At 58.4% G+C, this 17,892-nt stretch carries 16 protein-coding genes and 1 pseudogene; 10 read left to right on the top strand and 7 right to left on the bottom strand.

Translation table 11 applies throughout. The features are described 5' to 3' along the window. Positions 1-44: 44 nt before the first annotated feature. Positions 45-794, bottom strand: coding sequence for an amidase (locus tag JD971_RS16845; protein WP_256435301.1), 750 nt, complete (start codon positions 792-794; stop codon positions 45-47). A gap of 192 nt (positions 795-986) precedes the next feature. Here JD971_RS16845 and JD971_RS08045 point away from each other — a divergent pair, with 192 nt between their 5' ends. Next, positions 987-1,751, top strand: coding sequence for an IS6-like element IS6100 family transposase (locus tag JD971_RS08045; protein ID WP_001389365.1), 765 nt, complete (start codon positions 987-989; stop codon positions 1,749-1,751). 319 nt (positions 1,752-2,070) lie between these two features. Here JD971_RS08045 and JD971_RS16575 read toward each other — a convergent pair whose 3' ends face one another. The 3 genes from JD971_RS16575 to JD971_RS16570 are packed head-to-tail and all read right to left on the bottom strand — an operon-like array spanning position 2,071 to position 3,543. After that, positions 2,071-2,511 carry an amidase family protein gene (locus JD971_RS16575; protein ID WP_236672348.1) on the bottom strand — a complete coding sequence of 147 codons (441 nt, stop codon included), beginning with the start codon at positions 2,509-2,511 and terminating at the stop codon, positions 2,071-2,073. Positions 2,512-2,533: 22 nt separating this feature from the next. Next, on the bottom strand, positions 2,534-2,770 hold the full coding sequence (locus tag JD971_RS17130; RefSeq protein WP_371809727.1) for a hypothetical protein: 237 nt from the start codon (positions 2,768-2,770) through the stop codon (positions 2,534-2,536). 23 nt (positions 2,771-2,793) lie between these two features. Further along, positions 2,794-3,543 carry an amidase gene (locus JD971_RS16570; RefSeq protein WP_256435301.1) on the bottom strand — a complete coding sequence of 250 codons (750 nt, stop codon included), beginning with the start codon at positions 3,541-3,543 and terminating at the stop codon, positions 2,794-2,796. 192 nt (positions 3,544-3,735) lie between these two features. Here JD971_RS16570 and JD971_RS08035 point away from each other — a divergent pair, with 192 nt between their 5' ends. The 4 genes and pseudogenes from JD971_RS08035 to JD971_RS08020 all read left to right on the top strand — a co-directional run bounded on the left by JD971_RS08035 (position 3,736) and on the right by JD971_RS08020 (position 7,500). Continuing rightward, the gene (locus JD971_RS08035; RefSeq protein WP_001389365.1) at positions 3,736-4,500 is read left to right on the top strand and encodes an IS6-like element IS6100 family transposase; all 765 of its coding nucleotides are present in this window, start codon (positions 3,736-3,738) and stop codon (positions 4,498-4,500) included. 56 nt (positions 4,501-4,556) lie between these two features. Then, a pseudogene (locus JD971_RS08030) lies at positions 4,557-5,246 on the top strand (IS6-like element IS6100 family transposase); the annotation flags it as partial. 143 nt (positions 5,247-5,389) lie between these two features. Further along, positions 5,390-6,256: an IclR family transcriptional regulator gene (locus tag JD971_RS08025; protein WP_202087144.1), complete on the top strand. Its 867-nt coding sequence runs from the start codon at positions 5,390-5,392 to the stop codon at positions 6,254-6,256. 161 nt (positions 6,257-6,417) lie between these two features. Continuing rightward, complete coding sequence (locus JD971_RS08020; RefSeq protein WP_202087143.1) at positions 6,418-7,500, top strand: IS630 family transposase; 1,083 nt, start codon at positions 6,418-6,420, stop codon at positions 7,498-7,500. 274 nt (positions 7,501-7,774) lie between these two features. Here the strand turns inward: JD971_RS08020 and JD971_RS08015 are convergent, their stop codons facing one another. Genes JD971_RS08015 through JD971_RS08005 form a run of 3 tightly spaced genes read right to left on the bottom strand, consistent with a single transcriptional unit; the run spans position 7,775 to position 10,924 of the window. Beyond that, positions 7,775-8,998: a CaiB/BaiF CoA-transferase family protein gene (locus JD971_RS08015; protein WP_202087142.1), complete on the bottom strand. Its 1,224-nt coding sequence runs from the start codon at positions 8,996-8,998 to the stop codon at positions 7,775-7,777. Between the two features lie 13 nt (positions 8,999-9,011). After that, the gene (locus tag JD971_RS08010) at positions 9,012-10,214 is read right to left on the bottom strand and encodes a 3-oxoadipyl-CoA thiolase (protein ID WP_137788344.1); all 1,203 of its coding nucleotides are present in this window, start codon (positions 10,212-10,214) and stop codon (positions 9,012-9,014) included. 26 nt (positions 10,215-10,240) lie between these two features. Further along, positions 10,241-10,924, bottom strand: a complete 684-nt coding sequence (locus JD971_RS08005; RefSeq protein WP_202087141.1) for a 3-hydroxyacyl-CoA dehydrogenase NAD-binding domain-containing protein — start codon at positions 10,922-10,924, stop codon at positions 10,241-10,243. 855 nt (positions 10,925-11,779) lie between these two features. Between JD971_RS08005 and JD971_RS08000 the strand changes: the two genes are divergently transcribed. The 5 genes from JD971_RS08000 to JD971_RS07980 all read left to right on the top strand — a co-directional run bounded on the left by JD971_RS08000 (position 11,780) and on the right by JD971_RS07980 (position 17,865). Continuing rightward, a complete protein-coding gene (locus JD971_RS08000) occupies positions 11,780-12,934 on the top strand; it encodes an acyl-CoA dehydrogenase family protein (RefSeq protein WP_202087140.1) in 1,155 nt (384 codons plus the stop codon). Between the two features lie 13 nt (positions 12,935-12,947). Further along, complete coding sequence (locus JD971_RS07995) at positions 12,948-13,697, top strand: electron transfer flavoprotein subunit beta/FixA family protein (protein WP_202087136.1); 750 nt, start codon at positions 12,948-12,950, stop codon at positions 13,695-13,697. Between the two features lie 12 nt (positions 13,698-13,709). Beyond that, on the top strand, positions 13,710-14,642 hold the full coding sequence (locus JD971_RS07990; RefSeq protein WP_202087135.1) for an electron transfer flavoprotein subunit alpha/FixB family protein: 933 nt from the start codon (positions 13,710-13,712) through the stop codon (positions 14,640-14,642). 101 nt (positions 14,643-14,743) lie between these two features. Next, positions 14,744-16,375 (top strand): electron transfer flavoprotein-ubiquinone oxidoreductase, encoded by a 1,632-nt coding sequence (locus tag JD971_RS07985; protein ID WP_202087133.1) that lies wholly within the window; start codon positions 14,744-14,746, stop codon positions 16,373-16,375. Between the two features lie 182 nt (positions 16,376-16,557). Continuing rightward, a complete protein-coding gene (locus JD971_RS07980) occupies positions 16,558-17,865 on the top strand; it encodes a site-specific integrase (protein ID WP_202087132.1) in 1,308 nt (435 codons plus the stop codon). The last annotated feature ends 27 nt before the right edge of the window (positions 17,866-17,892 follow it).

Genomic DNA, 17,892 nt, shown 5'->3' with positions numbered 1-17,892 from the left:
GGTTGTGGGTCAGGACCCCACGCGGAGACTGCCCGGATTCTCGCTTATGCCCTGGGCGTAGGGCCGTGACGCTGTCGGTGCGCAGAACGTGTCGCCCGATGGCCGCTGACGACGTCCAGTAACGCCGCGATGTCCCGCACGCTTCGCGCAAAGAGGCCTTCATGGGCGGTTCCTGCGACGTTGTCTGAATCAGTGACCAAGGGGCCTGAGGATATCCGCCCACGCGTCGGCTTGAGGCCGACGACGCCGCAGACGCTGGCAGGTATGCGCACGGAACCTGCCGAGTCATTGCCGTGCGCAACCGGTGACAGAGCCGCGGCTACCGCAGCCCCTGAGCCGCCGCTGGATCCGCCAACCGACCGTCCGAGGTTCCAAGGGTTCCGAGTGGCGCCCCACGCTTCGGGCTCCGTCGTTACCTGCGTGCCCATCTCCGGTGTATTCGTTTTGCCGAGCAAAACGAACCCCGCCGCGCGCATCCGCTGCACGAAATAGGCATCGTGGTCGGCTCTGTAGCCGGACTCTTTCATGCCTTTGATGCTGGACGTGTTGATATCGCCTTGGCTCACGACGGTGAGGTCCTTCAGAAGATAGGGCACGCCAGCGAAGGGCCCGGAGGCCAACTCGCTCTCACGCCGCGCCTTCTCAAAGAGCGGGATGATGACGGCATTGATCTCTGGGTTCACAGCTTGGACATGAGCGATCGTCGCCTCCAGCAGTTCGGTCCGGCTTATCTCTCCCGAGCGCACGAGTTCGGCCTGGGCCGTCGCATCCTGCCAAAGGTCCACCTTGCTCACTGTCGCGCTCCTTCTGCTGGTCTAAGCCGCGTGGACAATAACCTACCGCGACAGCTCCGGCGCATGCCCTGACGACACCGCCGACAGCCGAAATATTATGCATATGTCCTAGATTGTCAAGTGACCGTGTGGGCTCTGTTGCAAAAATCGTGAAGCTTGAGCATGCTTGGCGGAGATTGGACGGACGGAACGATGACGGATTTCAAGTGGCGCCATTTCCAGGGTGATGTGATCCTGTGGGCGGTGCGCTGGTATTGTCGCTATCCGATCAGCTATCGCGACCTTGAGGAAATGCTGGCGGAACGCGGCATTTCGGTCGACCATACGACGATCTATCGCTGGGTCCAGTGCTACGCCCCGGAGATGGAGAAGCGGCTGCGCTGGTTCTGGCGGCGTGGCTTTGATCCGAGCTGGCGCCTGGATGAAACCTACGTCAAGGTGCGGGGCAAGTGGACCTACCTGTACCGGGCAGTCGACAAGCGGGGCGACACGATCGATTTCTACCTGTCGCCGACCCGCAGCGCCAAGGCAGCGAAGCGGTTCCTGGGCAAGGCCCTGCGAGGCCTGAAGCACTGGGAAAAGCCTGCCACGCTCAATACCGACAAAGCGCCGAGCTATGGTGCAGCGATCACCGAATTGAAGCGCGAAGGAAAGCTGGACCGGGAGACGGCCCACCGGCAGGTGAAGTATCTCAATAACGTGATCGAGGCCGATCACGGAAAGCTCAAGATACTGATCAAGCCGGTGCGCGGTTTCAAATCGATCCCCACGGCCTATGCCACGATCAAGGGATTCGAAGTCATGCGAGCCCTGCGCAAAGGACAGGCTCGCCCCTGGTGCCTGCAGCCCGGCATCAGGGGCGAGGTGCGCCTTGTGGAGAGAGCTTTTGGCATTGGGCCCTCGGCGCTGACGGAGGCCATGGGCATGCTCAACCACCATTTCGCAGCAGCCGCCTGATCGGCGCAGAGCGACAGCCTACCTCTGACTGCCGCCAATCTTTGCAACAGAGCCCTTCAGTCGGTGGGCGGCGGTGTGGGAGCGTCTGATCGACGAACTGACGAAGGATTGAGACACTCAGTACCTGATGCTAAGCTCGACCGTGGTGCGAGCTCACAAGCAGGCGACGACAGGCCGGGGTTCCAGCACAGAAAAGAGTGGCCTCAATCCGGCTGTGGGGCGTCCCCGAGGCGGACCTTCACTAAGGCGGTGTGGGGTGCCAGTTGGGGACGAAACCTGGGCCCGGCCCGTATCTGTCGGACCCCATCTCCCGCAAGCATCAGGCCGCTGGGATCTTCCGCGACGGGTTCAGCAATTGGGGCCGCCGAGCGACCCATGGCAGCGCCCCTTCCAACTGCGCGGCCACCTGAAGGAGGAGGTCCTCGCGTCCATAGGCCGCGACGATCTGCACCCCAATCGGCATCCCATCGCTAGACATGCCGATGGGGAGGGAGATAAGCTGCCCCGAAACGTTGAAGGGAACGGTGAAGGCCAGCATCCGCAGACTGCCCGAGATAAAGGCGGTGTGACGCCCTTCCAAGTCGGTTCCCTTGGCGGGCATGAGTTCCCCAATTTCCGGCGTCTGACGCGTTACAGTCGGCAAGATCAGGAGGTCCCAACCCGCCTCCCACCAACGCTCCACCTTCCCAGCGTAGTATCGAAGCTCGTCCACGCACGCGGCGAAGGCGCGCCCCGTGACTTGGTCTGCGCGTTTGACCATTTCCCAACTGGTCCACTCAACGTCATCCTCCGTCAGCGGTACCGATCAGTTCTCCGTTGCGTTCGATCTCTCGCGCGATCGCGACGTCGCAAATCGTCAAGTAGTCCTTGAGGAAGGACCGATCGCCGAGCGCCTCTGGGTAGGCGTCGTTCACGTCATGGCCGAGCGCGGCAAGCGCCGCAGCGGCGCCCCGTGCCGCCGCGGCGCATTCCGGATCCAGAGCGAAGTCGCCAACGGGGTTGTGGGTCAGGACCCCCACGCGGAGACTGCCCGGATTCTCGCTTATGCCCTGGGCGTAGGGCCGTGACGCTGTCGGTGCGCAGAACGTGTCGCCCGATGGCCGCTGACGACGTCCAGTAACGCCGCGATGTCCCGCACGCTTCGCGCAAAGAGGCCTTCATGGGCGGTTCCTGCGACGTTGTCTGAATCAGTGACCAAGGGGCCTGAGGATATCCGCCCACGCGTCGGCTTGAGGCCGACGACGCCGCAGACGCTGGCAGGTATGCGCACGGAACCTGCCGAGTCATTGCCGTGCGCAACCGGTGACAGAGCCGCGGCTACCGCAGCCCCTGAGCCGCCGCTGGATCCGCCAACCGACCGTCCGAGGTTCCAAGGGTTCCGAGTGGCGCCCCACGCTTCGGGCTCCGTCGTTACCTGCGTGCCCATCTCCGGTGTATTCGTTTTGCCGAGCAAAACGAACCCCGCCGCGCGCATCCGCTGCACGAAATAGGCATCGTGGTCGGCTCTGTAGCCGGACTCTTTCATGCCTTTGATGCTGGACGTGTTGATATCGCCTTGGCTCACGACGGTGAGGTCCTTCAGAAGATAGGGCACGCCAGCGAAGGGCCCGGAGGCCAACTCGCTCTCACGCCGCGCCTTCTCAAAGAGCGGGATGATGACGGCATTGATCTCTGGGTTCACAGCTTGGACATGAGCGATCGTCGCCTCCAGCAGTTCGGTCCGGCTTATCTCTCCCGAGCGCACGAGTTCGGCCTGGGCCGTCGCATCCTGCCAAAGGTCCACCTTGCTCACTGTCGCGCTCCTTCTGCTGGTCTAAGCCGCGTGGACAATAACCTACCGCGACAGCTCCGGCGCATGCCCTGACGACACCGCCGACAGCCGAAATATTATGCATATGTCCTAGATTGTCAAGTGACCGTGTGGGCTCTGTTGCAAAAATCGTGAAGCTTGAGCATGCTTGGCGGAGATTGGACGGACGGAACGATGACGGATTTCAAGTGGCGCCATTTCCAGGGTGATGTGATCCTGTGGGCGGTGCGCTGGTATTGTCGCTATCCGATCAGCTATCGCGACCTTGAGGAAATGCTGGCGGAACGCGGCATTTCGGTCGACCATACGACGATCTATCGCTGGGTCCAGTGCTACGCCCCGGAGATGGAGAAGCGGCTGCGCTGGTTCTGGCGGCGTGGCTTTGATCCGAGCTGGCGCCTGGATGAAACCTACGTCAAGGTGCGGGGCAAGTGGACCTACCTGTACCGGGCAGTCGACAAGCGGGGCGACACGATCGATTTCTACCTGTCGCCGACCCGCAGCGCCAAGGCAGCGAAGCGGTTCCTGGGCAAGGCCCTGCGAGGCCTGAAGCACTGGGAAAAGCCTGCCACGCTCAATACCGACAAAGCGCCGAGCTATGGTGCAGCGATCACCGAATTGAAGCGCGAAGGAAAGCTGGACCGGGAGACGGCCCACCGGCAGGTGAAGTATCTCAATAACGTGATCGAGGCCGATCACGGAAAGCTCAAGATACTGATCAAGCCGGTGCGCGGTTTCAAATCGATCCCCACGGCCTATGCCACGATCAAGGGATTCGAAGTCATGCGAGCCCTGCGCAAAGGACAGGCTCGCCCCTGGTGCCTGCAGCCCGGCATCAGGGGCGAGGTGCGCCTTGTGGAGAGAGCTTTTGGCATTGGGCCCTCGGCGCTGACGGAGGCCATGGGCATGCTCAACCACCATTTCGCAGCAGCCGCCTGATCGGCGCAGAGCGACAGCCTACCTCTGACTGCCGCCAATCTTTGCAACAGAGCCCGATCAGCTATCGCGACCTTGAGGAAATGCTGGCGGAACGCGGCATTTCGGTCGACCATACGACGATCTATCGCTGGGTCCAGTGCTACGCCCCGGAGATGGAGAAGCGGCTGCGCTGGTTCTGGCGGCGTGGCTTTGATCCGAGCTGGCGCCTGGATGAAACCTACGTCAAGGTGCGGGGCAAGTGGACCTACCTGTACCGGGCAGTCGACAAGCGGGGCGACACGATCGATTTCTACCTGTCGCCGACCCGCAGCGCCAAGGCAGCGAAGCGGTTCCTGGGCAAGGCCCTGCGAGGCCTGAAGCACTGGGAAAAGCCTGCCACGCTCAATACCGACAAAGCGCCGAGCTATGGTGCAGCGATCACCGAATTGAAGCGCGAAGGAAAGCTGGACCGGGAGACGGCCCACCGGCAGGTGAAGTATCTCAATAACGTGATCGAGGCCGATCACGGAAAGCTCAAGATACTGATCAAGCCGGTGCGCGGTTTCAAATCGATCCCCACGGCCTATGCCACGATCAAGGGATTCGAAGTCATGCGAGCCCTGCGCAAAGGACAGGCTCGCCCCTGGTGCCTGCAGCCCGGCATCAGGGGCGAGGTGCGCCTTGTGGAGAGAGCTTTTGGCATTGGGCCCTCGGCGCTGACGGAGGCCATGGGCATGCTCAACCACCATTTCGCAGCAGCCGCCTGATCGGCGCAGAGCGACAGCCTACCTCTGACTGCCGCCAATCTTTGCAACAGAGCCGAAATTGGCACTACCACCTGAGATTGCTATAATTTCGCCATACGAAAATATATTTTATTTTCTAAATTTTTCAAAAGAGATGCACCACCATGCACCAAAACAAGACTGACCCGGACCACAGAGGGATCACCACTGACAGCAGTGAACTAGCGCTGCTGGAGAAGGGGTTACTCGATCCAGCAACGGCAATGAGTGAGGAAGAGAATAGTGGTCAGTTCGTCACAGCACTGGCCCGGGGACTCGAATTGCTTCGCTGCTTCAACCCAAACGAAAGCGTACTCAGTAACCAGGACCTGGCCCGCAAGACCGGCCTGCCCAAGCCCACCGTGACGCGCCTGACCAACACGCTGATGCGTGTGGGCTGCCTGAAACGCGAGGTGCACTCGGGTAAGTACCAGTTGGATGTAGGTGTACTCGGCTTCGGCTATGCGATGTTGTCGAACCTGTCGATTTGCTCCGTCGCACACCCGCTGATGGAAGAACTGGCCAACTATGCTCAGGCCGCCGTCGCCATGGCCGCTCGTGATCGTCTGCAGATGGTCTATCTGGATGTAGTGCAGGGCCAGGGGAACATGACCATGCGCCGGCAAATCGGCAGTTACCTGCCACTAGCCCAAAGTTCTGTGGGTCGGGCATGCCTGGCGGCGATGCCTGAGAACGAGCGCGAATTCCTACTCGAGCACATCCGTCAACGCGAAGGCGAAAAGTGGCCAACCGTGCGCAAGGGGCTGGAGCGCGCCTTCAGGGACTACGCCGATTATGGCTATTGCCTGTCGATCGGAGAATGGCATCGCGACGTGAATTCCGTTGCCGTACCCATGTTACATCCGCAGTACGGGTTGCTGGCCTTCAACTGCGGCGGACCGAGCTTTCAGCTGCCACGTGAGAAGCTCGAGGACGATATCGGGCCCCACCTGATCAACATGGTGAACAATATTCGCACCGCCGCTCGCTGATCCCATGGGGTGACGGCGGCCTGCCATTCCGCCCCACTCCAGGGCCTTAAGAGAGCAATGATCCGGATCTCAAATCCCTGCAGCCCCTTCTAGCGTAGTGCGCCGTAATTAATTGAACTTATCTGTCGGGGCACACTCGAACGTTCCAGGAGGCTAGAGCTATGCGAGTTGCCGACAAGATCGAACTGGATGCGCAAGCCGAGCGTGAGTTGCGCATTCTGTCCAAGCGCAGGCGCGTCGAAGCCCGCGTGCAGCAACGTGCCAGCGCGATTCTGCTAGCCGCCCGGGGCTGGCAGAACAAGGACATCGCCGCTGAGATCAAGCTCGATCGGCGGCAAGTGGCGCTGTGGCGCCGGCGCTTTCTGGACGGGGGCATCAAGGCGCTGCTGCAAGACGCCTCGCGCTCAGGGCGCACCCCGAGCGTGACGCCGGAGATCGAATCACGCATCGTCCACACGACGCTACACGACAAGCCCGCCGCAGCTACGCACTGGAGCACGCGCACGCTGGGTGCGCACCTGGGCCTGAGCGCCACTACCATCCGCCGCGTGTGGCAGCGCAACGGGCTAAAGCCGCACCTGCAGGACACCTTCAAACTCTCACGCGATCCGCGCTTCGAGGACAAGCTGATCGACGTCGTGGGCCTATATCCCAATCCGCCCGAGCACGCCATCGTGCTCAGCTGTGATGAGAAGAGCCAGATCCAGGCGCTCAACCGCACCCAGCCGGGCTTGCCAATGAAGCCCGGGCGCGCCGGCACTGTGACACACGATTACAAGCGCAACGGCACCACCACGCTGTTTGCCGCACTCAACACGCTGGACGGCACGGTGATCTCGATGTGCCAGGATCGCCATCGGCATGAGGAGTGGCTAAAGTTCCTGCGCCTGATCGATCGCAAGACGCCCAAGCACCTTCAGTTGCACCTGATCGTGGACAACTACGCCACCCACAAGCATCCCGACGTCCAGCGGTGGCTGACCAAGCACCCGCGCTTCGTCATGCACTTCACGCCCACCAGCGCTTCGTGGTTGAACATGGTCGAGCGATTCTTCCGCGACATCTCCGAGAACCGAATCAAGCGCGACAGTTTCACCAGTGTGGCCGATCTCGAGCAAGCCATTGCGCAGTACATTGAGAATCACAACACGGACCCCAAGCCGTTTATCTGGGCCGCCAGCGCTGCCGACATCCTCGCCAAAGTCACCCGGGCCAAGACCGCGCTCGCACGCGTGGGGCGATAAGTGCAGAACAAATCGGCGCACCACACTAGATCCAATCTGCTAGTGTGGCGCAGAGGACAGCTCTGCACTTACTCGACACTGTTTGGAGCCCTGAGTACGGCCCCAACCTCGGCCGAGCGTGATCAATCAGAGATGAGGAACGATACTGTACAGCCTGATCACTCTCGACTCTCAGCATCGCCCCACATAACGCTTTCCCTGCCATCGATCCCCTAGGCCGCAGCTTCCTCGCCATCAACGTATGACCCGCAGAAATTTCTGCTTGCTCTATAGGTCAAATAATTCCTTTTTCAATCAATTGGCGAATCTCAGATTCAGAGAGCCCCCCAATACTCGACAGGACATGTTTAGTGTGTTGACCCAAGGTTGGCGGAGCCTTCGTATATTCGATTGGTGTCCCAGAGAACTTGATTGGGTTGGCCACCGACGGCGTGCTGCCAGCGACTGGATGAGGCAGATCAATCCGCATACCACGATGACGTACCTGCGGGTGCTCGAAAACCTGCCCAATATTATTGATAGGGCCACAAGGCACGCCCTCCGGTTCAATAAGGGCGATCCATTCGGCAACACGCCGCCTGGATAAGATTTCCTGCAAGAGCGGAATCAACACTTCACGATTGCGAACCCGGTTGGCGTTGGTAGCGTAGAGCTCGTCGGCAGCCATTTCCGGGCAACCAATCACCTCACACAATTTGGCGAACTGGCTGTCATTACCGGCTGCGATGATTAGTTCGCCATCCTTCGCATCGAACACCTGGTAAGGCACAATGTTGGCGTGGGCATTGCCCTGGCGATGAGGGACTTTGCCCGAACATAAGTAATTCATGTTCATATTGGCCATCGTCGCCACCTGGACATCAAGCAGGGCCATGTCCACATATTGACCTTCACCTGTCTGGTTACGATAGGCCAGCGCGCCGAGGATACCGATGGTCGTGTAGAGGCCGGTCATGATGTCGGCCACCGCCACGCCTACCTTCTGTGGGCCGCCGCCGGGCAGATCGTCGCGCTCGCCGGTGATGCTCATCAGACCGCCGATACCCTGGATGATGAAGTCGTAGCCAGGCAAGTGGGCCATTGGCCCGGTCTGGCCAAAACCGGTGATAGAGCAGTAGATCAGGCGCGGATTGATCTTCTTCAGCTCATCATAAGACAAGCCGTAGCGCGCCATGTCACCCACCTTGTAGTTCTCAATGAAAACATCGCATTCCTTGACTAGCCGACGGATCACCTCTTGGCCTTCTGGCTTTGAGATGTTGAGTGTCACGGACTGCTTGCCACGATTTGCAGCCAGATAATAGGCTGCTTCCCTAGTGTCATTGCTTACCAGATCCTTCAGGTAGGGAGGGCCCCATCCCCGAGTATCGTCACCACTGCCGGGACGTTCTATTTTGATGACTTCAGCCCCCATGTCGGCCAGCGTCTGGCTAGCCCATGGACCAGCGAGGACACGCGAGAGGTCAAGAACGCGAATATGGGAAAGTGCTCCGGACATGATATTTCCTTGATTACAAGCGTTCGATGACGACAGCTAGGCCTTGGCCGACGCCAATGCACAGACTGAGAACGGCATAACGGCCATTGCGGCGTTCCAGTTCGCGGGCAGCAGTCAACGCCAGGCGGGCACCGGAAGCGCCGAGCGGGTGACCCACTGCAATGGCGCCGCCGTTGGGATTGACGCGCGGGTCATCAAAAGCGACGTTCAGCAGCTTCAGGCAACCGAGCACCTGGGCCGAGAAGGCTTCATTGATCTCGATAATGTCCATGTCCGCCAGAGTCAAGCCAGCGCGGGCCAGCGCCTTGGGAATGGCATAGGCAGGGCCGATACCCATGATGCGCGGCTCGACCCCAGCAACGGCACCAGCAAGGATACGGGCCATCGGCTTGATGCCGGCCCTTTCACCGACAGCCTTGTTGCCAATGAACATGGCGACTGCTCCGTCATTAACACCGGAAGCATTGCCAGCGGTGGTAACGCCGCCCTCAAACAAGGCCTTCAGCTTACCTAACGATTCAAAGGTGCTTTCAGGGCGCGGATGCTCATCTTCGGAAACGATACGCGGCGGCGCCTTGCGACCGGTCGACACTTCTACCGACATGATTTCACCGGCCAGGAAGCCACTGGCCTGGGCGGCGGCGAATTTGGCCTGCGAGGCAGCGGCAAAACGGTCGCTATCCTCGCGGGTGAGCCCCAAGTCGCTGGCGACGTTGTCAGCCGTTTCCGGCATGGTATCGCCACCGTACTGCTTGGTGATGCGCGGATTGGGAAAGCGAGCGCCGATGGCCGAGTCGAAAACCTTGAAGTCCCGACTGAAGGCACTTTCGCTCTTGGCAACGACAAAGGGGGCACGGCTCATGCTCTCGACACCACCGGCGATATAGAGCTCGCCTTCACCGCAACTTACGGCGCGGGCGGCATCAAGCACGGCGGCAAGGCCGCTCGAACACAGGCGATTTACCGTCTGGCCTGGAATGCTAGCCGGCAGACCGGCAAGCAGTGCGGCATGACGGGCAATGTTCCGGCTGTCTTCGCCTGCTTGGCAGGCGCAGCCAAGAACGATGTCTTCGATCTGTTCGGCTGCGAAGGGCGAGTCGGCGACGAGCTTGCGAATGACGCTGGCGATCAGGTCATCGGGACGAACCGTGGCAAGGGCACCTGCCTGGCGACCAAAAGGAGTACGCAGGCCGGCATAGAGATAGGCATCAAGCATATTTTTGTCCTAGAGCAAAAGGTCAGTTATCGGTAGTCAACAGGGAAAGGCTTAGCAGCACAGGGCGTTTCACTGAGGAGGCGCAGAGGTTCAGTCAGGTACCCGCAGCCAGCATAGTTGATTATGAAGCCCGAGGTGTCGCTGGCCCGTACGGGGGTATGCCCCATCTGGCGGGCGATATCGATCAGGGCATCGGCGATATCGTCATTAGTTAGCGGACCGACGATGACTTCGACGATCTTCATCAACGGTACTGGACTGAAGAAATGAAAGTCGGCGACCCGGCCAGGATGAGCACATGACACAGCAATCGCTGTCACCGACAACGATGACGTGTTGGTCGCGAGGATGCACTTGGTGCTGACCACCGCCTCCAACTGCTGGAACAGCTCGCACTTGCTCCTCAATTTTTCGACGATAGCTTCGACGACCACGGTACACGGTGCTAGGTCGGCCAGCGACTCGGCCACGCAGAGACTGGCTACACTCGCCCCAACTGCATCTGCCATCAGCTTGCCCTTGCCCACCAAGGTTTCCAGGGTGGCAACGATGGCGTCCTTCGCCTCCTGTGCACCGCCCGGTCGACTGTCGTGCAGGATGACGGGAATACCTCGTCTTGGGCAGCGATCTGGGCGATACCGCGGCCCATCAGGCCGGTGCCAACAACGCCAAGCAAAGCCGACATCGGGAAATCCGTGTTCATGGATCAACGTCCTGTGTTTGGGTCGTGGCCCAGAAGGTCGAAATGTTCAGCTAACTGACAGCACACACTCTTTACCTGATCACGGGGTGATTTAGCCAAATAACGACAAAACCAGTAGCGTATACCGCCCCGTCTCAATGTTTCGTACAGCGAAATATAGTTTCATTAAACAAACTATTCCGACACGATAATGGAAGAGCAATGAATTGTAAAGAGGCGATAGATTGTGATCTTTCGAGAAATTATCACAAACAAACAGCCTGTATAAAGAGACACACACTTGGCAAGTAACCAATGGGCACGCAGTTTCGCCATGCGAACCGCTATTTCGAAAACTATTGACACAGAGAAAGAGGCTATGACAGGATTCGTTCCAACCCACCCCCGGCTACATCAAAAACCTGCAACAAGGAGAGCTGAGTATTCCAGGGCTTCGGCGTCGATCGGCATCCGCGACAGACTAAGCATGGTTTCTGTCGAAACGATCCGCCGTTCAGCGCCCAGTACGCTGCAAGACGCAGTGGGTGCCCGCCTGGCCCTTGCTGCAACTTCGATAGGGCGAGCCTATGTGGCCGGTCTTCCGGAATTCGAGCGCAACTTTAACTGATGGATCAGATTCGACTGCTTGACGAACAGACAGGGCCCCGGATCAAGGCGGACATCGAGCAAGGACTCCGTGACTACGTCGAGTAGGTGTGCCCTTCCATGCTCCTGATGGCTCAATGATGGCCTTCAACTGCGGCGGCCCAGCATTCATCCTTTCCCGCGAAAAGCTCGAGAGCGACATCGGGCCCAAGCTGGTAAGCCTTGTAAAACGTGTCGGCAGCATCATGGGCCGAACTTGAAATTTTTGGAGACACAGATGATTCGCGACCAGGAAACCCTCACCCTACTTCTGGATACCCTATCCCGCTTCGTGCGGGAACGCCTGATGCCCGCCGAAAACATCGTCGCCGAAACCGACGAAATTCCGGCCGATATCGTTGCCGAAATGCGCGAACTGGGCCTCTTCGGCCTATGCGTTCCAGAGGAATACGGCGGCCTTGGGCTAACCATGGAAGAGGAGGTCCTGGTAGCGTTTGAAATTGCAAAAACATCTCCGGCCTTCCGTTCGTTGATCGGTACCAACAACGGCATTGGCTCGCAGGGGCTGATCGTCGATGGCACTGAAGAACAGAAAAATTATTACCTGCCGAAATTGGCTTCGGGCGAGCTGATAGCCTCGTTTGCGCTCACCGAGCCAGGTTCTGGCTCCGATGCCGCATCGCTGCGCACTTCTGCAGTACGCGACGGTGACTTCTATGTCCTGAACGGTACCAAGCGCTTCATCACCAATGCCCCGGAGGCCGGCATCTATACCGTGATGGCCCGTACCAACCCGGATATCAAGGGAGCTGCCGGCATTTCCGCCTTCATCGTCGAAAAGGGCACACCTGGCCTGTCGTTGGGCAAGCGCGACCACAAGATGGGCCAGAAAGGCGCCCACACCTGCGACGTTATGTTCGATAACTGCCGCGTACCGGCTGCCAATATCATCGGCGACAAGGAAGGTGTTGGCTTCAAGACTGCAATGAAGGTACTCGACAAGGGACGATTGCACATTGCGGCAATTTGCGTCGGCGCTGCCGAGCGCATGCTTGAGGATGCTCTACGTTATGCGATGGAACGCGAGCAGTTTGGCAAACCCATCGCCGAATTCCAATTGATCCAAGCCATGCTCGCCGACAGCAAGGCCGAAATTTACGCGGCACGTTCAATGATTCTTGATGCTGCGCGTCGCCGCGACAACAAAGAGGACATCTCGACCGAAGCCTCCTGCTGCAAGATGTTTGCATCCGAAATGTGCGGTCGCGTTGCAGATCGGGCCGTACAAATTCATGGTGGCGCAGGCTATGTCTCCGACTATGCCATCGAGCGTTTCTATCGTGACGTTCGTCTCTTCCGGATTTACGAAGGCACAACTCAGGTTCAACAACTGGTGATCGCCCGCAACATGATCCGAGACGCCAACCGTTAATGGAAATCCCATCATGAAGATATTCGTACCGATCAAACGAGTTACCGATTACAACGTCAAGGTCCGCATCAAGGCGGATGGTTCGGGTGTTGACCTAGCCAACGTCAAGATGAGCATGAATCCGTTTGACGAAATCGCCGTCGAGGAAGCGGTTCGCCTGAAGGAATCAGGGGTTGCAACCGAGGTCGTTGCCGTATCCTGCGGCGTCTCCGACTGCGTGGAAACCCTCCGTACCGCCATGGCCATTGGTGCCGATCGCGGCATCCTGGTCCAAACTGACGCCGACCTCCAGCCACTAGCCGTTGCCAAGTTGCTCAAGGCATTGTGTGATAAGGAACAGCCACAACTGGTCATCTGCGGCAAACAGGCCATTGATGACGACGCGAACCAAACCGGTCAGATGCTGGCTGCCCTGCAGAACTGGCCACAAGCGACCTTTGCCTCCAAGATCGTGATCGATAACGGCAAAGCGATCGTTACTCGTGAAATTGATGGTGGTCTGGAAACCTTGGCAGTCGGTCTTCCTGCCGTCGTCACTACCGACCTGCGCCTGAACGAACCACGCTACGCCACGCTGCCGAACATCATGAAGGCCAAAAAGAAACCCGTTGATACCGTGACACCAACGGAGCTCGGCGTTGACGTTACCCCACGTCTGGCCACCCTCAAGGTTTCGGAGCCACCCAAGAGAAGCGCCGGTGTTCTGGTTGCCAATGTTGCTGAGCTACTGAGCAAGCTCAAGAACGAAGCCAAAGTGATCTGAGGGAAAATTATCATGACCATTCTCGTCATTGCCGAACACGACAACACCTCCCTCAAGGCCGCCACACTCAACACCGTTACTGCAGCTCAGAAGCTCAGGGGCGAAATCCACGTCCTGGTTGCAGGCGCCAATTGTGCCGCCGTCGCCCAGCAGGCGGCTTGCCTGCAAGGGGTGGTGAAGGTAAAGTTTGCCGACGCGGCACACTACGAAGCACAAACCGCAGAGAACCTGACCTCTCTGATTGTGGCCAACGCTGAAAATTACAGTCACATCCTGGCCCCAGCTACCACCTTCGGCAAGAATCTGCTGCCGCGCGTTGCCGCCTTGCTCGACGTCGCCCAGATCTCCGACATCATCGCTGTCGAGGGCACAGACACCTTTGTCCGTCCGATCTACGCCGGCAACGTCTTGGCCACAGTCAAAAGTACTGATCCGGTTAAGGTCATCACCGTTCGCACCACCGCATTCGACGCCGTTACTAGCGGCGGCACCGCTAGCGTCGGGACCATTGCTGCCACGGCCGATACCGCACAATCCCTGCTCCAGAACAGAGAACTGACCGAGTCCGAACGTCCTGAACTTGGCGCAGCCAAGATTATCGTGTCCGGTGGTCGCGGTCTCGGCAACGGCGAGAACTATCACAAGCTGCTCGAACCGCTTGCGGACAAGCTCGGCGCCGCCCTTGGTGCCTCGCGCGCAGCAGTCGACGCTGGCTTCGTACCAAACGATTATCAAGTTGGTCAGACTGGCAAAATCGTTGCCCCTCAGTTGTACATCGCCATCGGCATTTCCGGTGCCATCCAACACTTGGCCGGCATGAAGGACTCCAAGGTTATCGTTGCCATCAATAAGGATCCGGATGCCCCGATCTTCCAGGTGGCCGATTACGGACTTGTTGGAGATTTATTCGAAATCATGCCGAAGCTAACTTCGGCATTCAACTGATGTGACCTAGGCCTCCGTACCTTCTTCTCCGTGGTCCCTTTGGGGGTGGGAGTAATCTCCCCCCACACTTTTTTAAGCAGATTTATATGCAACGCGAATTCATGGAATTTGACGTCGTTATCGTTGGAGGAGGCCCAGCCGGCCTCGCCTCGGCGATTCGACTGAAGCAATTGGCTGCGGAAAAAGGCAACGACCTGTCTGTCTGCCTGATCGAAAAAGGGGCCGAAATTGGCGCCCATATCTTATCCGGAGCCGTCATGGATCCGCGGGCCCTGACCGAACTGCTGCCCTACTGGCAGACGGATGGTGCCCCTCTTAAAGCCCCCGTTTCCGAAGATCGCTTCTTCATCCTGTCAGAAACCGGCGCCACCAAGGTACCAAACAGTCTGCTGCCGGACTGTTTTCATAATGAAGGCAACTACGTCATTTCCCTGGGTAACGTCTGCCGCTGGCTAGGCGAACAAGCCGAGGCATTGGGTGTCGACATCTACCCTGGCTTTGCTGGTGCCGAAGTTCTGTTCGATGAAAACGGTGCTGTTATGGGAGTCGCCACTGGCGACATGGGGCGTTCACATGATGGCTCGGAAGGTCCGAGTTTTGAGCCCGGGATAGAATTGCATGGTAAATATACCTTCTTCGCCGAAGGCTGCCGAGGCCATCTGGGCAAGCAACTGATCGAAAAGTTCAAACTCAACGCTGGCGCCGACCCGCAAACCTACGGAATTGGGCTCAAGGAGCTGTGGGAAATCCAACCAGACAAGCATCAGCTAGGCTTGGTCATTCACAGTGGCGGCTGGCCAATGCAGTCTGATACCTATGGTGGCGGTTTCCTTTATCATCTCGAGAATAATCAGGTTGCTGTTGGCTTCGTCGTTGGCCTCGGCTACGAGAACCCGCACCTTTCCCCCTACGAGGAATTCCAGCGCTATAAGACACATCCGAAAATCCGCAAATTCCTTGAAGGGGGCAAGCGTATTGCCTATGGTGCTCGTGCCCTGGTCGCGGGCGGCTTGCAAGCACTGCCCAAACTCACTTTCCCTGGAGGTCTACTGGTTGGAGACGACGCCGGTTTCCTGAACGCAGCCCGCATCAAAGGCTCACACTGTGCAATCAAAACCGGCTCTCTGGCCGCAGAGGCCTGCTTCAAAGCGCTGGTAGAGGAGCGCCAGCGTGACGATTTAACAGACTATCCTGAGCTGTTTAAAAACAGCTGGCTGTACGATGAGCTCTACAAGGCCCGTAACTTCAAGCCGTGGATGGCAAAGGGTCTCAAGCTCGGCTCGATCATGTTCGGCATCGACCAACTCGTCTTCCGTGGCAAAGCGCCATGGACCCTACACCACAAAGCTCCGGACCACGCCAAGCTGAAGCCGGCAGCTGAATGCCCAAAGATTATCTATCCCAAGCCGGATGGCATTATCACCTTCGATCGGCTTTCGTCGGTTTTCCTATCCAGCACGAATCATGAAGAAGACCAGCCCTGCCATCTACAGCTGAAAGACGCTTCGGTACCGATCAACATCAATTTGGCCAAATACGCTGCGCCGGAACAGCGCTTCTGCCCGGCAGGTGTTTATGAGGTTTTGCATGACGAGAGCAGCAACAAGCCGAGACTACAAATCAATGCCCAGAATTGCGTGCACTGTAAGACCTGCGACATAAAAGACCCGACTCAAAATATCGTATGGGTAGTCCCGCAAGGTGGCGAAGGGCCGACCTATCCGAACATGTGACAGTTAACTTGTGCTTTGCTGACTATTCTGGTGGTCTATCCGCATCATCATCGCGGAGATGGTGGCCAAACGGAGCGTAAATTGCGGATCAGGACCGATTTTATGCGCATGATTGAGCCTTCAATGGTTGCTTTTCAAGTAAAGCCACCTCAAACAATAGCCCAATTGCATAGCTTGTCTCCATGAAAAAAATTGACGACTACCTCGCAGCAGCCACCCGAGAAAATACGCGGCGTAGTTATTTGACCGCCATTCGGCACTTCGAAGTTGAATGGGGAGGCTTCTTGCCAGCGACAGCTGACAGTATTGCTCGTTATCTGGCCGATCATGCCGAGGTACTGGCGATCACCACGCTACGCCAGCGCCTGGCTGCTCTTGCTCAGTGGCATGTCACGCAGGGTTTCCCCGACCCTACTAAAGCACCAGTAGTACGCAAGGTGCTCAAGGGTATCCAGGCACTCCATCCTGCCCAAGAGAAGCAAGCCACGCCGCTTCAGATTGACCTCCTTACCCAAGTGGTGAATTGGCTGGACCGGGCCATTGAACTGGCGAGCGAGCGCCAAGACACGGGGCGCGTGCTACGTCATGCACGCAACAAAGCCATGCTGCTGCTCGGTTTCTGGCGAGGATTCCGGGGCGATGAATTGGTACGACTGCAAGTCGAGCATGTTGAGGTTGTTCGTGAGCAAGGCATGTCCTGCTACCTCCCGCAGAGCAAGGGGGACCGCAGGCTGCAAGGGCGCACCTACAAGGTGCCAATGCTGTCGCAACTCTGCCCGGTAGCCGCTTACAACAACTGGGTCACGATGGCCGGGTTGTCGAGTGGGCCGGTGTTCCGTGGTATCGACCGCTGGGGGCGTGTACGTGAAACTGGCCTGCACATCAACAGTCTCCTCAAGCTGATGCGCAGCGTATTCAGCCAGGCGGGACTCAACACCCCCGAGTCCTTCAGCAGTCACTCCTTACGCCGAGGGTTTGCCAACTGGGCCAACAGCAGCGGCTGGGACGTCAAAACCCTGATGGAATACGTCGGCTGGAAGGACGTGAAATCCGCCATGCGCTACATCGATGGGACCGACCCGTTTCAACAGCAGCGCATTGAGAAAGACCTGTCCGCCACGCCGCCTTCGCCGGCGTCGGCATCGCCTACAGCTGTAATCGCTTATGTCGAGGATGGGGTCTGTCCTCCGCCGCCGGCGCGGGAAACCGTGCTCGAACTGGATATGGCATTGTCGCGTTTCAGTAGCCAGGTACGCGGATTGACCAAGGCCCACCGGCTGATCGAGGAAATCGGGCTCAGCCCCTTCCGTATGCAGCGGCTCGATAAGGAGGGGACGCACTACCAATTGACCATTACTTCTTCCGATGAAGAGGAACTGGAAGATATTGTCATAAACCTGTTGGACGATATTCACCGGATCGCCGACAATCACCAGTGCTTTCTGGATGCCACACTGCACGATCCAACCGGAGGCCGGCATTGGGATTGAGCCCTGAGCCGACCGATTGACGACTTT

Origin of the sequence: Croceicoccus sp. YJ47 (assembly GCF_016745095.1) — a bacterium.
GTDB lineage: Bacteria > Pseudomonadota > Alphaproteobacteria > Sphingomonadales > Sphingomonadaceae > Croceicoccus.
Note: the sequence above shows the minus strand (reverse complement) of the source record. Positions and strands in the feature narration are given on the sequence as shown.

What these genes read in the sequence shown, in the direction of transcription:
- JD971_RS08045 (WP_001389365.1), top strand. Translation starts at nt 987, where the DNA reads ATGACGGATTTCAAGTGGCGCCATTTCCAGGGTGATGTGATCCTGTGG.
- JD971_RS16575 (WP_236672348.1), bottom strand. Translation starts at nt 2,511, where the DNA reads ATGGTCAAACGCGCAGACCAAGTCACGGGGCGCGCCTTCGCCGCGTGC.
- JD971_RS08035 (WP_001389365.1), top strand. Translation starts at nt 3,736, where the DNA reads ATGACGGATTTCAAGTGGCGCCATTTCCAGGGTGATGTGATCCTGTGG.
- JD971_RS08025 (WP_202087144.1), top strand. Translation starts at nt 5,390, where the DNA reads ATGCACCAAAACAAGACTGACCCGGACCACAGAGGGATCACCACTGAC.
- JD971_RS08020 (WP_202087143.1), top strand. Translation starts at nt 6,418, where the DNA reads ATGCGAGTTGCCGACAAGATCGAACTGGATGCGCAAGCCGAGCGTGAG.
- JD971_RS08015 (WP_202087142.1), bottom strand. Translation starts at nt 8,998, where the DNA reads ATGTCCGGAGCACTTTCCCATATTCGCGTTCTTGACCTCTCGCGTGTC.
- JD971_RS08010 (WP_137788344.1), bottom strand. Translation starts at nt 10,214, where the DNA reads ATGCTTGATGCCTATCTCTATGCCGGCCTGCGTACTCCTTTTGGTCGC.
- JD971_RS08000 (WP_202087140.1), top strand. Translation starts at nt 11,780, where the DNA reads ATGATTCGCGACCAGGAAACCCTCACCCTACTTCTGGATACCCTATCC.
- JD971_RS07995 (WP_202087136.1), top strand. Translation starts at nt 12,948, where the DNA reads ATGAAGATATTCGTACCGATCAAACGAGTTACCGATTACAACGTCAAG.
- JD971_RS07990 (WP_202087135.1), top strand. Translation starts at nt 13,710, where the DNA reads ATGACCATTCTCGTCATTGCCGAACACGACAACACCTCCCTCAAGGCC.
- JD971_RS07985 (WP_202087133.1), top strand. Translation starts at nt 14,744, where the DNA reads ATGGAATTTGACGTCGTTATCGTTGGAGGAGGCCCAGCCGGCCTCGCC.
- JD971_RS07980 (WP_202087132.1), top strand. Translation starts at nt 16,558, where the DNA reads ATGAAAAAAATTGACGACTACCTCGCAGCAGCCACCCGAGAAAATACG.